The sequence below is a fragment of the Intrasporangium flavum genome (assembly GCF_001956915.1).
GTDB classification, from domain to species: Bacteria; Actinomycetota; Actinomycetes; order Actinomycetales; family Dermatophilaceae; genus Monashia; species Monashia flava.
This window is the reverse complement of sequence record NZ_MLJO01000021.1, coordinates 18,064-31,927: the sequence shown is the minus strand read 5'-3', so window position 1 is coordinate 31,927 and position 13,864 is coordinate 18,064. Positions and strand designations below refer to the sequence as shown.

11 protein-coding genes are annotated in these 13,864 nt (G+C 74.1%); 7 read left to right on the top strand and 4 right to left on the bottom strand.

The features are described 5' to 3' along the window. Positions 1-15 precede the first annotated feature (15 nt). The gene (gene hisC / locus BIV28_RS15295) at positions 16-1,155 is read right to left on the bottom strand and encodes a histidinol-phosphate transaminase (RefSeq protein ID WP_076263254.1); all 1,140 of its coding nucleotides are present in this window, start codon (positions 1,153-1,155) and stop codon (positions 16-18) included. A 161-nt stretch (positions 1,156-1,316) separates the two neighbouring features. Here hisC and BIV28_RS15290 point away from each other — a divergent pair, with 161 nt between their 5' ends. The 5 genes from BIV28_RS15290 (at position 1,317) to BIV28_RS15270 (ending at position 7,601) form a co-directional block, all read left to right on the top strand. Further along, the gene (locus tag BIV28_RS15290) at positions 1,317-2,462 is read left to right on the top strand and encodes a 6-phosphofructokinase (protein ID WP_242653075.1); all 1,146 of its coding nucleotides are present in this window, start codon (positions 1,317-1,319) and stop codon (positions 2,460-2,462) included. Between the two features lie 4 nt (positions 2,463-2,466). Further along, complete coding sequence (locus tag BIV28_RS15285) at positions 2,467-2,844, top strand: phage holin family protein (protein ID WP_076263253.1); 378 nt, start codon at positions 2,467-2,469, stop codon at positions 2,842-2,844. A gap of 140 nt (positions 2,845-2,984) precedes the next feature. After that, entirely contained in the window at positions 2,985-4,181 is a 1,197-nt protein-coding gene (locus BIV28_RS15280; RefSeq protein WP_076263251.1) for an exonuclease SbcCD subunit D, read from the top strand. A 1-nt stretch (position 4,182) separates the two neighbouring features. Beyond that, positions 4,183-7,176 carry an AAA family ATPase gene (locus tag BIV28_RS15275; RefSeq protein WP_076263249.1) on the top strand — a complete coding sequence of 998 codons (2,994 nt, stop codon included), beginning with the start codon at positions 4,183-4,185 and terminating at the stop codon, positions 7,174-7,176. Between the two features lie 44 nt (positions 7,177-7,220). Continuing rightward, positions 7,221-7,601 (top strand): DUF1304 domain-containing protein, encoded by a 381-nt coding sequence (locus tag BIV28_RS15270; RefSeq protein WP_076263248.1) that lies wholly within the window; start codon positions 7,221-7,223, stop codon positions 7,599-7,601. Positions 7,602-7,620: 19 nt separating this feature from the next. On the opposite strand, the gene BIV28_RS15265 is transcribed toward BIV28_RS15270, so the two are convergent. From BIV28_RS15265 to BIV28_RS15255, 3 genes are read right to left on the bottom strand one after another with little or no spacing between them, the layout of a single operon-like run. Continuing rightward, complete coding sequence (locus tag BIV28_RS15265) at positions 7,621-9,036, bottom strand: MFS transporter (protein WP_242653074.1); 1,416 nt, start codon at positions 9,034-9,036, stop codon at positions 7,621-7,623. Continuing rightward, positions 9,033-10,760, bottom strand: a complete 1,728-nt coding sequence (gene paaN / locus BIV28_RS15260; protein WP_076263246.1) for a phenylacetic acid degradation protein PaaN — start codon at positions 10,758-10,760, stop codon at positions 9,033-9,035. Before paaN ends, BIV28_RS15265 begins: the two co-directional genes overlap by 4 nt. A gap of 10 nt (positions 10,761-10,770) precedes the next feature. Beyond that, on the bottom strand, positions 10,771-11,919 hold the full coding sequence (locus BIV28_RS15255; protein ID WP_207556018.1) for a C40 family peptidase: 1,149 nt from the start codon (positions 11,917-11,919) through the stop codon (positions 10,771-10,773). An 80-nt stretch (positions 11,920-11,999) separates the two neighbouring features. Here BIV28_RS15255 and BIV28_RS15250 point away from each other — a divergent pair, with 80 nt between their 5' ends. Next, positions 12,000-13,232 (top strand): 3-hydroxyacyl-CoA dehydrogenase NAD-binding domain-containing protein, encoded by a 1,233-nt coding sequence (locus tag BIV28_RS15250; RefSeq protein ID WP_076263244.1) that lies wholly within the window; start codon positions 12,000-12,002, stop codon positions 13,230-13,232. Further along, positions 13,229-13,723 (top strand): hydroxyphenylacetyl-CoA thioesterase PaaI, encoded by a 495-nt coding sequence (paaI, locus tag BIV28_RS15245; RefSeq protein ID WP_341350231.1) that lies wholly within the window; start codon positions 13,229-13,231, stop codon positions 13,721-13,723. Before BIV28_RS15250 ends, paaI begins: the two co-directional genes overlap by 4 nt. Positions 13,724-13,864 lie beyond the last annotated feature (141 nt).

Genomic DNA, 13,864 nt, shown 5'->3' with positions numbered 1-13,864 from the left:
GCGGTGATCCCATTGTCAGCGCGGGCCGAACTGCTGCGCCACCTCCACGAGGCGGCTGTTGGCCTCCACCTCGCCGATCGTGACGCGCACACCGTCGTCGCCGTACTGGCGCACCATGAGTCCAGCTTCCTCGCACGCGCGCGCGAAGGCGGTGGAGTCGGAGCCCAGCGGGAACCACACGAAGTTGGCGTCGCTGCGCGGCAGGTCCCAGCCCTGGTCGGCCAGGGCCCGGGAGACGCGGTCGCGCTCGGCGACGATGGTGTCGACGCGCTCGGCCAGCTCGTCGAAGGCGTCGAGCGAGGCGATCGCGGCCACCTGCGCGAGGGAGTTGACGCCGAAGGGCGTGGCCGTCTTGCGGATGGCGGCCGCGACCGGCGGGTGCGCCACCGCGTAGCCGACGCGCAGCCCGGCCAGGCCGTACGCCTTGGAGAAGGTGCGCAGGACCACGACGTTGGGGTGGCGCTTCCACACCTCGAGGCCGCGGACGGCGTCGGGGTCGCGGACGAACTCGACGTAGGCCTCGTCGACGACGACGATGACGCCGCTCGGCACCTTGGCGAGGAAGGCCTCGAGCTCCTTCTCGTGCACGCACGGGCCGGTGGGGTTGTTCGGGGTGCAGACGAGCACGACGCGGGTGCGCTCGGTGATCGCCGCGGCCATGGCGTCGAGGCGGTGCCGGGCACCGGCGTCGAGGCCGACCATGACCGGCTCGGCGCCGGCCAGCTGGGCCACGATCGGGTAGGCCTCGAAGGACCGCCACGCGAAGACGACCTCGTCGCCGGCGTCGCAGGCCGCGTTGACGACCTGCGCGAGCACCGCGACCGACCCGGTCCCGGTGGCGAGGCACTCGGCCGGCACGTCGAGGGCGGTCGCGAGCCGCTGCGTCAGGGCCGTCACCGCCATGTCGGGGTAGCGGTTGACCGTCGTGGCGGCGTCGCCGATCGCGGCGAGGACCGAGGGCAGCGGGCCGTACGGGTTCTCGTTGGAGGAGAGCTTGTAGGCGGTGAGGCCGGCCGGCGCGCTCGCGGGCTTGCCCGGCTTGTAGTCGGGCATCCGCGAGAGCACCTCGCGCAGGCGCACCGGGCTCGCGGCGTCGGTGGGCTCGGTGCTCGGCGTGCTCGGCGTGCTCTCGCTGCGGTCGACGGCGTCGCTCATACGGCGCACTCTAGAGGGTGCACCCCGGCGCCCGTCTCAGCGCGGTGCCCGGCCTCTGGACGCTCCACTGACGTGGTGGCCCGCGTGTGGCTAGGCTCACATCGTCGCGTCAGTGCCGCCTCGACACCCTTCATCATGCCCACACAGCGAAAGTCCAGCTCATGCGCATCGGCATCCTCACCGGGGGCGGAGACTGTCCCGGCCTCAACGCCGTCATCCGCGGCGCCACCCGCGCCGCGGAGGTCACCTACGACAGCACCGTCATCGGCTTCCGCAACGCATGGCGCGGCGTCATGGACAACGACTACGAGATCCTCGACGTCGACCGGTGCCGCGGCATCCTGCCCCTCGGCGGCACGATCCTCGGCACGAGCCGCGACCAGCCCTTCGCCCAGGAGGACGGCCTCAAGCGGGTCCGCAAGGCCTACGACCGGCACGGCCTCGACGCCATCATCGGCATCGGCGGCGAGGGCTCGATGGGCGTCGTCAACCGGCTGCACGAGCACGGCTTCCCCGTCATCGGCGTCCCGAAGACCATCGACAACGACATCTCCCTGACCGAGATGACGTTCGGCTTCCAGACCGCCGTCCAGATCTGCACCGACGCCATCGACCGGCTCCACACCACCGCCGAGTCGCACCACCGCGTCCTCGTCGTCGAGGTCATGGGCCGGCACGTCGGCCACATCGCCGTGTGGTCGGGCCTGGCCGGCGGCGCGGCGATCATCCTGACGCCCGAGGAGGCCTTCGACATCGACGAGGTGTGCGAGCGGATCGTCCACCGGCACAAGAAGGGCCGCTTCGCCACCATCGTCGTCGTCGCCGAGGGAGCCGTGCCCAAGGAGGGCACGATGGAGATCCCCGCCCCGGAGGTGGACAAGTACGGCCACCAGATCCTCGGTGGCATCGGCTCGATCCTCGCCCGCGAGATCCAGGGCCGCACCGGCATCGAGAGCCGCATGACCGCCCTCGGCCACATCCAGCGCGGTGGCTCCCCCGTCGCCTTCGACCGGGTGCTCGGCACGCGGTTCGGCGTCGCCGCGGTCGAGGCCGCGATCGACGGCGCGTGGGGCCAGATGGTCGCCCTCCAGCAGGGCCGCATCGAGCGCGTCCCGGTGGCCGAGGCGATCAGCCACCTCAAGATGGTCGAGCCCGAGCTGCTGCGGCTCAACTCGATGTTCCAGCCGCGGATCCCCGGCGACGAGCACCCGGGCCTGCCGGGCGACGCACCGGTGGAGCCCCGGCGCGACACCCTCGCGAGCATGGTGACGGACCACCACATCCCGGACGTACCCGTGGAACACTGAGCGCATGCTCATCAACTTCGCGCTCCAGACGGTCATCAACGCCGTCGCCCTCTGGGTCGCCGCGTGGCTCATCCCCGGCATCACGTTCGGGGAGGGATCGACGGGCGAGATCGTCAAGACGGTCGTCATCGTCGCGCTGATCTTCGGCATCATCAACGCGTTCGTCCGGCCGCTCGCCAAGCTGCTGTCGCTGCCGTTCATCATCCTGACGCTCGGGCTGTTCGTCTTCATCGTCAACGCCCTGATGCTCCAGCTGACGTCGTGGATCTCGGGCAAGCTGAGCCTGTCCTTCCACGTCGAGCACTTCTTCTGGGACGCCATCCTCGGCTCGCTCATCATCACGTTCGTCTCGATGATCCTCAGCTTCGTCAAGAGCGACTGACGCCCGACGCGTCGCGCGCCACCTGCTCGACCGTGAGCCCGTCCCCGACGCCGGGGGCGGGCTCGCGGCGTCGCCGGGGTGTTGCGGGACAACGGGGTGTCGGCTTCGGCCGTGTCGGCGGCGGGTCCTACCGTCGTGGCATGCGGTTGCTCCACACCTCCGACTGGCACCTCGGGCGGACGCTCCACGGCGTCAACCTCCACGAGGCGCAGACGGCCGTCCTGGAGCGCCTCTGCGAGCTCGTCGAGGACCCTCCCGACGGCGTCCCCGTCGACGCCGTGCTCGTGGCCGGCGACGTCTACGACCGCGGCGTGCCGCCCGTCGAGTCGGTGCAGCTGCTCGAGTGGACCCTCTCGCGGCTCTCGGCCGTCACCACGGTCGTCGTCACCTCGGGCAACCACGACTCCGCCATCCGGCTCGGCTACGGCGCGGGCCTTTTCCGCGACAGCATCCGCATGGTCACCGACCCCGGGCAGCTCGACCTGCCGGTGCTGCTCGAGGCCAGCGACGGCGTCCGCGCGGCGATCTACGGCATCCCCTACCTCGACCCCGACCACGCCCGCGTCGCGCTGGCCGGTGGCGGCGAGCCGCTGCCGCGCTCGCACCAGGCAGTCGTCAGCGCCGCCTGCGACCGTATCCGCGCCGACCTCGCCGAGCGTCCTGGCGTGCGGTCCGTCGTCCTCGCGCACGCCTTCGTGGCCGGCGCCGAGCCGAGCGACTCCGAGCGCTCGATCATGGTCGGCGGCGTCGACCGCGTCGCCGGCACGGCCTTCCACGGGATCGACTACGCGGCGCTCGGGCACCTGCACGGCCCGCAGGCTCCCGAGTCGGCCGAGGGGTCGGTCGTGCGGTACTCCGGCTCGCCGCTGCGGTACTCCTTCTCCGAGCAGGACCACACCAAGGTCGCCCTCCTCGTCGACCTCGACGCGTCGGGCCCGGCGCGCGTCACGCCGGTCGAGATCGCCCAGCCGCGGCCGATGGCGACCCTGCGCGGCACCCTCGACGAGCTCCTCGAGTCGCCCGCGCACGCGTCCGCCGAGGAGGCGTGGGTGCGCGTCACCGTCACCGACCGCGTCCGACCCGACTCCCTGATGGACCGCGTCAAGTCCCGCTTCCCGCACGCCCTCCAGGTCTTCCACGAGCCCGACGGCACGGTCGAGCGCGCCCGCGCGAGCACCACGGTCGTCAGCGAGCGCGACCCGCGCGAGCTCGGCTCCGACTTCATCGCCTACGTCACCAAGACCGAGGCGAGCAGCGGTGAGGTCGACGTCTTCGCCGCCGGCTACGAGGCGGCCGTCAAGGCGCAGCACCTCGCCGAGGCACAGGAGGTGGGCTGACGTGCAGCTGCACCACCTGTCCATGACGGCGATCGGCCCGTACGCCGGCACCGAGACCATCGACTTCGCCGCGGTCGGCCGCGCCGGGCTGTTCCTCCTCGAGGGCCCCACCGGCTCGGGCAAGTCCACGATCATCGACGCCATCACCTTCGCCCTCTACGGCAAGGTGGCCCAGGCCTCGGCCGACGTCGAGCGCATCCACTCCCACCACGCCGACCCGCGCACCGTCCCGGTCGTCACGCTCGTCTTCGAGACCCAGAGCGGCATCTACCGGGTGCAGCGCACGCCGCGCTTCGAGCGGCCCAAGACCCGCGGCGAGGGCACCACGGTGCAGAACCCCTCGGTCAAGCTGTGGCGCGTCCAGACCCCCGACGACCTCCTCGGCGGCGAGCTGCTCTCGAGCAACCTCGGCGACTGCGACGACGAGATCACCCGCGCCGTCGGGCTGACCCGCGACCAGTTCGTGCAGACCGTGATCCTGCCGCAGGGCGAGTTCGCGACGTTCCTGCGGGCGCGGTCCGAGGACAAGGGCAAGCTGCTCGAGAAGGTCTTCGGCACGGCGTTCTTCCGCCGCGTCCAGGACGAGGTCGTCGAGGCCGGCCGCGAGGCACAGGCCCGGCGGGCCGGCGCCGTCGCAGAGATCCGCGACGCCGTCCACGCCTTCGCGGTGTCGGCCGGGCTCGACGACGCCGCCCGCGACGCCCTCGCCGAGACGAGCCGGTCGGCGCCCGACCTGCTCGCGGCCGAGCTCGCGGAGGTCGTCGACGACCTCGTCACGCGCGAGCGCCACGCCGCCAAGCGCAGCCGCGAGGCCATCGAGTCGCACCAGCAGATGGCCTCCATGGTCGGCGACGCGCGCCTGCGGATGCAGCGCCGCGAGCGCCTCCTCGAGCTCCAGCGCCAGGACGAGAGCCTCGGGGCGCGGGCCGTCGAGTTCGACGAGCTGCGCCGGGCCGTGTCGCTGGCGCGGCAGGCCCGCCCGGTGGCCGGCGCCGTGCGCACCCTCGCCACGAGCGAGGGGCACCTGAGGCAGGCCGAGTCGTCGCTGGCCGCAGCGCGCGGCAGGGTCGACCCCACCCTGCGCGAGGGCTCGGTGGCCGAGCTCCGGGTGGCCGCCGCGTCGCTGCGCGAGGTCATCGGCGGGCTCGCCTCGGCCCTCGAGCTCGAACGGGCGGTGTCGACGCGGCGCGACCGGCTCGACGAGGCGCGTCGGTCGCTCACCGCCGCCCGGCGCCGTCTCGACGCGCTGGGCGCCGAGCTCGCCGGGCTGCCGGCCACCCTCGAGCAGCACGAGCGCGCCCTCGCCGCCGCCCGCGACCTCGTGTCGCTGCTCGACGTGCGGGCGCAGGCCGCCGAGTCGGCCCGTCGCCGCCTCGAGTCCGCCACGGCGCACGACGCCGCCCTCGCGCGGGTGCCCGCCGCCGAGGCCGCCGCCACCGCTGCCCTGGAGGCGCTGCGGTCCGGCGAGACCGACCTCGCGCACCTGCGGCGGGCCCGCATCGACGACATCGCCGGCGAGCTGGGGCTCGCGCTCCGCGAGGGCGAGCCGTGCCCGGTGTGCGGCTCCGTCGAGCACCCGGTGCCCGCCCGACCGACCGCCGACGCCGTCACTGCCGAGCAGGTCAGCGCCCAGGAGGATGCGGTGACCGTCCTGCGCGAGGCGGCTGCCGCGCGGGCCGACGCGCTGGCCGGGGTGCGGGCCGAGGTCCGTGAGCTCGCCGCCGCAGCAGGCGGTCTCGGCCTCGACGCCGCCCGCGCGGCCGCCGAGCAGGCCGCCGGCGACCTCGCCGCGTCGCTCGCGGCCCGCGACGACGTCGCCCGGAGCACCGAGCGCCTCACCGCCCTGCGGGCACGCCAGGCCGAGCTCACCGACGCGTCCACCGCGCTCACCGCCGAGGTCGCGCGGACCGAGCACGGCGTCGAGCAGCTCGCCGAGCGCGTCGACACCGAGACCGCGCAGGTCGAGCTGGCCCGCGACGGCCACCCGAGCGTCGGCGCACGGCGCGAGGCGCTCGGCGGCGAGGCCGCCCGCGTCGACGCCCTCGTCGACGCCCTCGGGGCCCGCGACGTCGCGCGCGCCAGCGTCGCCGAGGACGAGGCCGCCCGCGACGCCGACCTGCTCGCAGCCGGGTTCACCGACGTCGCACAGTTCTTCGCGGCCGACCGCCCGATGGAGTGGATCACGGCCCGGGAGAAGGAGATCGCCGACTTCGAGACCGCGTGCACGCGGGTCAAGGCCGGGCTGTCCGGTCCCGAGCTGGCCGACGTCCAGCTCGGGGCGCTCTTCGACGACCTCGAGCCGATGGTCGCCCTCGAGAAGACCGCGAAGAAGGAGATGGAGGAGGCCGCCCGCGACCACGGCGCCCTCCGCGGCCAGGTCGCCCGCACCAAGCAGCGCGTCGGCCACATCACGGCCGCCCTGGAGGCCAACGCCGCCGTCATCGCCGAGACCGCCGACGCCGTCCGGGTCGGCCTGCTCGTCGCGGGCAACGGCGACAACCAGCTCAACCTCGACCTCGCCAAGTACGTCCTCATCCGGCGGTTCACCGAGGTGCTGTCGGCGGCCAACACCGAGCTCGCCCGGTTCTCCGGCGGCCGGTACACGCTCGAGCACACCGACGCCAAGAAGGGCAACGCCAAGTCGGGCCTCGGCGTGCGCGTCCACGACATGCACACCAACCAGGTCCGCGAGGTCGGCACGCTGTCGGGCGGCGAGACCTTCTACGTGTCCCTCGCCCTCGCCCTGGCCCTCGCCGAGGTCGTGCGGGCCGAGTCCGGCGGCGTCGACCTCGGCACGCTCTTCGTCGACGAGGGCTTCGGCACCCTCGACCCGGACGTCCTCGACGACGTCATGCACACCCTCGAGGGGCTGCGCGAGGGAGGGCGGACCGTCGGCATCATCAGCCACGTGACCGAGCTGAAGTCGCGGGTGGCCGACCGCATCGAGGTACTCGTCCGCCCCGACCGCACCTCGACCCTGCGCGTCACGGCCTGAGCGCCTACCGGGCCCCGAGCCACCCGCGGGCCTACGCTGCGGACATGAGCGTCGTCGCGAGCGTCGTCGTGGGCCTGGCGGCCCTGCTGCACGTGTACATCTTCTGGATGGAGTCGGTCGGCTGGACCCGGCCCGAGGTGTGGCGCCGGTTCGGGGTCGCCGACCAGGCCGCCGCCGACACCACCCGCCCGATGGCCTACAACCAGGGCTTCTACAACCTGTTCCTCGGGCTCGGCGCCGGCCTCGGCATCGTGCTGCTGGCCCTCGGGCACGAGGCGGCCGGCACGACGCTGATGCTCTTCTGCACCGGTTCCATGGTCGCCGCCGCCGTGGTCCTCACGACCACCGGCCCGGGCTACCTGCGCGCCGCCCTGACCCAGGGCACGGTCCCCCTGCTCGGCTTCGTCCTGACGCTCCTCGCCTGACCCTCGCTCCCGCTGTGGATCAGGCGGAGGCGGGCGTCGGGCGTCCGGAGCGCACGACCGCCGCGGCGCCGAGCACGAGGACGACAGCCCCGACGACGGCCGATCCCGACGCCAGCGCGCCGTAGCCGAGCGACCCGACGACGACGCCGGCCGCCACGCCGCCGAGCGCACCGGCCAGGCCCATGACGACGTCGGCCAGCCCCTGCGTCGCGGGGCGCTCGTCGGTGGAGACCGCCGCCGTGAGCAGCGTCGAGCCGGACACGAGGGTGCACGACCAGCCGACGCCGAGGAGGAAGAGCGCGACGAGCAGCAGGCCCGACCACCCGGCCTCGGTCCACGACGCGAGCACTGCCGCGACCATGAGCACCGCACCGCCGGTCGTGGCGACCCACTGGCTCCCCCACCGGTCCACGGCCATCCCGACGAGCGGCGACAGCGCGAACATGCCGAGGATGTGCACCGAGATGACGAAACCGATCACCTCGAGCTCGGCGTGCCCGTGCTTCATGTGGATCGGCGTCATGACCATGACGCTGACCATGACGAGGTGCCCGAGCGCCATGACGAGCATGCCCTGCAGTGCGCGGGGCCTGGCCCGCACGACGGCCAGGCCGCGGCGCATCGAGCCGTCGTGGTTCGGCACGTCGGCCACCGACGCGGCGGCCGGGTCGGCCGTTGCTGCGGCACCCGCCGCGGGGGCGTCCACGCCTCGGGACGCGGTGTCCGCGACCCGGGCCTCGGCGTCGAGACGACGGGCGGTGAGCAACGGGTCGGGCCGCAGGAAGCGGTCGACGACGAGCCAGGCCAGGACGAACCCGACGAGCGAGAACGTGAAGACGCCGGCGAGCTCGGGCAGCCCGAGCGCGTGCGCGACCTGCTTGCCCGGGCCGACGAGGTTGGGTCCGGCGACCGACCCGATCGTCGTGGCCCACACGACGATCGACAGGTCACGGCCACGACGCGCGGGCTCGGCGAGGTCGGCGGCGGCGTAGCGCGTCTGGTTGTTGGCCGTCGTGCCGCCGCCGAAGAGGAACATGCCGACGACGAAGAGCGGGAACGAGCGGAGCACCGCGGCGACGAGCACGAGGGCCGCGCCGACGAACGCCACGGACAGGCCGAGCCGCAGCCCGACGCGTCGGCCCCGGGCCGCCGTGGCGCGGGCGACCGGGATGGTGAGCAGCGCCGTGCCGAGCACCTGCGAGGTGGTGCCGACCCCGGCGAGGGCCTCCGTGCCGCTGAGGTCCTCGGCGATGAGGGCACCGACGGCGATGCCGCACGCCATGCCGACGCCGCCGAGCACCTGCGATCCCACGAGGGTGCGGACCACCCTGCGCTGCAAGGCAGCCCGGTCGTCGAGCGCACCCGGGGACGCCGCCACCGACGCGCCCGACGCGCCCGGCGCGTCGGGGCGTCGCACGCCCTCGTCAGCGGTCACACGTGCCTGCGCGAGGTGATGACGCGGAAGCGGTTCGCGACGAACGCGGCGTCGGTGTACGCGGCGTTGGCGGCCGGGTTGGCCCCGGTGCCGTGGAAGTCGGAGAACGCGGCGGTCTGGTTGACGAACACCTGACCGGTGAGGTTCTCCGACAGCGCGACGCCGCCCTCGGCCGCGGCATCGCGGGCGCGGTCGAGCACGTCCTCGGACGTCGAGTAGACCGCGGCGGTCATGGCGCCGTGCTCGCGGACGGTGTCGGCGAGCTGGGCCAGCGACTGCTCGGTCGAGGCGGTGCGGATGAGGAAGCCGACCGGCCCGAAGCACTCCTGCGTGTAGACGTCCTCGCGGGCGACGTCGACGGCGACGAGCCCGGGGGCGCGCACGACGGCGTCGGGCCACGCGGGGTGCACGACGCGTCGCGACTCGAGCACGACGCGTCCCTCGGCGTCGCCGGCGAGGTCGTCGAGCGAGTCGGCGTTGGTGCGCACCTGGTCGTTGACGGTGGCGCCGAGCAGCTCGACGGCCTTGGCGTCGTCGCCAGTGAGGCGCGACACGGCGCCGGCGAGCTTCTCGCCGAACTCCTCGAAGGACAGGTGGCCCTCGTCGGTGTCGACGCCGCCGGCGGGCACGTAGAGGTTCTGCGGGGCCGTGCACATCTGGCCGGAGTAGAGCGTCAGGCTGAAGGCGAGGTTGCCGAGCGTGCCGCGCAGGTTGTCGGTGGAGTCGACGACGACGGTGTTGAGGCCGGCCTTCTCGGTGTAGACGAGCTTGCCGGCGGCGGCGCCGTGCTCCTCGAGCCAGGCACCGAACGTCGGGCCGCCGGTGTAGTCGATGATCGCGACCTCGGGACGCTCGGCGAGCACCTTGGCCAGGCCCTGTCCGTCGGCCTCGGGCGCGAGCTGCACGAGCGCCGGGTCGAAGCCCGCCTCGGCGAGCACCTCGCGGGCGATCGCCACGGAGATCGCGAGCGGCAGCACGGCGCGCGGGTGCGGCTTGACGACGACGGCGTTGCCGGTGACGAGCGAGGCGAAGATGCCCGGGTAGGCGTTCCACGTCGGGAAGGTGTTGCAGCCGATGACGAGGGCCACGCCCCGCGGCACGATGCGGTAGTCCTTCTGCATCCGCAGCGGCGCGGGGTTGCCCTCGCGGTCCTTGCCCGGCTTCTCCCAGACGACCGACGCCGGCACGCGCTCCTGCTCGACGAGCCCGGCCGCGACCGCCTCGACGGCGCGGTCCTGGGCGTGTGGGCCACCGGCCTGGAACGACATGACGAACGGCTGGCCCGACGTGTGCATGACCGCGTTGGCGATCTCGAAGGAGCGCGCGTTGATGCGGTCGACGATCTCGACGCACACGGCCGCGCGGACCTGCGGCCCCGCGTCGCGCCAGGCCACCATGGCCGCCCGCGCCGCGCCGAGACCGGCCTCGAGGTCGAGCGACGGGTAGGTGACGCCGAGGGCCGGGCCGTACGGCGACACCTCGCTGCCGACGGACGTGCCGTCGGTCGGCTGGCTCGCGAGCGCGTCGAACGGGGCGCCGAGGTGCGCCTCGTGGGCGGCGAGGCCCTGCTTGGCGGCGTCCTCGCCGTAGACGCGGGGGCTCGGCGACTCGGGGTAGCGCGAGTAGTAGGAGCGGCCGGCCAGCGCCTGACGGATCTCGTCGAGGACGCCGGCGTGGCGGTCGAGCAGCGGGTGGGTGGCGGGCGTCGTTGCCGGTGCGGTCACGCCCTCGATGCTAGTAGCGCCGCGCGACGGTGAACTCGGCGGCGAGGGGCGGCGTCGAGGCGGGCACGACCTCGACCACCGCACCGGTGTGCGGAGCGTGCACGACGAGACCGGCACCGGCGTACATCGTCACGTGGTGCACCGAGTCCGCCGCCGCGTAGAAGAGCAGGTCACCGGGGCGCAGCGCTCCCGTTTCGACACCACGACCCGACCGCGACTGCGGGCCGGCGTCGCGCGGGATCCGCACGCCGTGCACCCGCAGCACGAGGTGCGTCAGCCCCGAGCAGTCGAAGCCGAAGCCCGACGTGCCCGCCCACAGGTAGGGCAGCCCGACGAACTGCTCGGCCGACGCGACGCGTGCGGCGCCCGTCGTCGGCAGGGCGGACGCTCCGACGGCGACGACCGACACGTCGGCCGCACGCGCGCGCAGCACCCGGCCGCCCGGCAGGGCCACCCGCACCCACGCGCCTGTGACACCCAGGCTGGGCAGGCGGGTGCCGAAGCTGACCTCGACGACGCGGTCGGCCGCCGCCGAGTCCTCCCTCAGCCACGCGGTGCTCGCGGTGACCGTCGCCTCACGGACCGTGGACCGCGGCGCGACCGCGCTCAGCTGCGCCGCCGGCACCCAGCCCGGGTAGCCGCGCGCGTCGAGGGGCGAGGGCTGGTCGGGCACGACGACCGCCGCCCAGGTGCCGCGCCGCGCGGTGATGACGACCCGCTCGCCGAGCAGCGCCTGGGTGTCGGCACGGCCGCTCAGGCCGCGGCGGTCGGACAGGGTCATCGCCGCGAGCCACGTGCGGACTCGCGCCGGCGCCTGCAGGGCGGGCAGGTCGACGGGCCGGGGCGCGGACGGTGAGCGCCACAGCGTGGCGACCGACACCGCCACCCACGCCGCCCGGCCGACCCGCAGGGCCGGCACCGGCGCAGGCGTCGTCGAGGGCGTCGTCGAGGGCGTCGGCCGGGGCGAGGCCGTCGGCCGGCCGCGCGACGCGTCGGGGCCGGCCGAGGGTGTGCCCGGCGTCGTGGGCGCGACCGTGGCGGTCGTCGGGGAGCCGGGTGATGCGGCCGGGGTGGTCGCGCCCGGCGCGCCGCATCCCGCGAGCACCGCGAGGGTGAGGGTGCCCACGAACAGGATCCGGCTCGGACGGGGGCGTGCCACACCTTCAGGCTCGCCGAACGCCACCGGGACCGCCACAGCCCAAGGTCCCGCCGCCCGAGCGGTGTGGGCAGGATGGAGGCATGGACCCCGACCTCGACACGAGCACCCGGACCGACAGCCCCGAGGACGCCCCGACGAGCTCCTTCGGCCGGGTCGCCGTCATCGGCGCCGGCGCGATGGGGGCCGGCATCGCCCAGGTGGCCGCCGTCGCCGGGCACGAGGTGGTCCTCGTCGACGTCGTGCCGGGCGGCGCCGCGTCGTCCCGCGAGAAGATCGGCGCCGCGCTCGAGCGGCTCGTCGCGAAGGGCCGGGTGGAGGAGTCGCACGCGTCCGCGGCGCTGGCCCGCATCACCGCGCGCGACGGCATCGACGGCCTGCCCGAGTGTGCGCTCGTCATCGAGGCCGCCCCCGAGAGCCTCGAGCTCAAGCGCGACCTCTTCGCCGCACTCGCCGAGCACCAGCCCTCGACCACCGTCCTCGCGACGAACACGAGCAGCATCGACATCGACGACATCGCCCGCGACGTCACCGACCCCGAGCGCGTGCTCGGCCTGCACTTCTTCAACCCGCCGCCGGTCATGCGGCTCGTCGAGGTCGTGCACGGCACGGCCACCTCGCGCGCCTACGTCGAGCACGCCACGACGCTCATGGAGGCGTGGGGCAAGACGCCCGTGCGCTGCTCGTCGACACCGGGGTTCATCGTCAACCGCGTGGCGCGGCCGTTCTACGGGGAGGCCCAGCGCATCGTCGAGGCCGGGGTCGCCGACGCCGCGACCGTCGACTGGATCCTCCGCGAGAAGGGCGGCTTCCCGATGGGTCCGCTCGAGCTGACCGACTTCATCGGCCAGGACGTCAACCTCGCGGTCGGCACATCGGTGTGGGAGCAGACCGGCCGCGACGAGCGCTACACCCCCACCGACCTCCAGCGCCGGCTCGTCGAGGCCGGTCGCCTCGGCCGCAAGACCGGCGCCGGCGTCTACACCTACGGCACCGACGGGGCCCCGACCGACGCCGAGCCCGACCTCGAGCTCGCCGAGCGGCTCGTCGGCGGTCCCCTCGAGACCGACCCCCTGGCCCGGACGCTCGCGATGCTCGTCAACGAGGCTGTCGACCTCGTGCACCGCGGCGAGGCGAGCGCCGACGACGTCGACGTCGCGATGCGCCTGGGCATGCGCTACCCCAAGGGGCCGATCGCGTGGGGCCGCGAGATCGGGTTCGACGTCGTGGCCCGGCAGGTCGCCGAGCTCGACGCCGCGTTCCCCGGCGGCCGGTACCGGCCGAGCCCCGCGCTGACCGACGGGAGCCTCGCGTGACGCCCGCGGACGCGTCCGGCGCGCTGGACGCGTCGGGCGTCGGTGACGCGTCGGGCATCGGTGACGACGTCGTGGAGGGCGTCGCGGACGGTGTCGCGTTCGCCCGCCGGATGTGGTCCGACGACGAGGCCTCGCGGCGGCTCGGCATGGACGCCGTCGTGCTCGAGCGCGACCACGCGGTCGTGCGGATGCCGGTGCGCGAGGACATGGTCAACGGCCACGACATCTGCCACGGCGGGTTCATCTTCACCCTCGCCGACTCCGCGTTCGCCCTCGCCTGCAACTCCCGTGGCGCCCTCACCGTCGCGGCCGGCGCCGACGTCACCTTCACGACGCCCGGACGCCTCGGCGACGTGCTGGTCGCCGACGCGCAGGTGCGCACCGCGTACGGCCGCAGCGGCCTCACCGACGTCACGGTCACGCGGGAGGCGGACGGTGCCGTCGTCGCGGAGTTCCGGGGGCGCAGCCGCTCCGTCGCCCAGCCGCGCTGAGCCGGGGCACACTGGACATCTCGCGAAAAGTCATGCAGCGCAAGGCAACTCCTCGACCCGTGACAAAGCCGGGCGCATCGGACGACTTTCTGCGCATGGTCGCGAATCGGCGGCGGTGACTAGTCCGCTCCCCTACCGTCG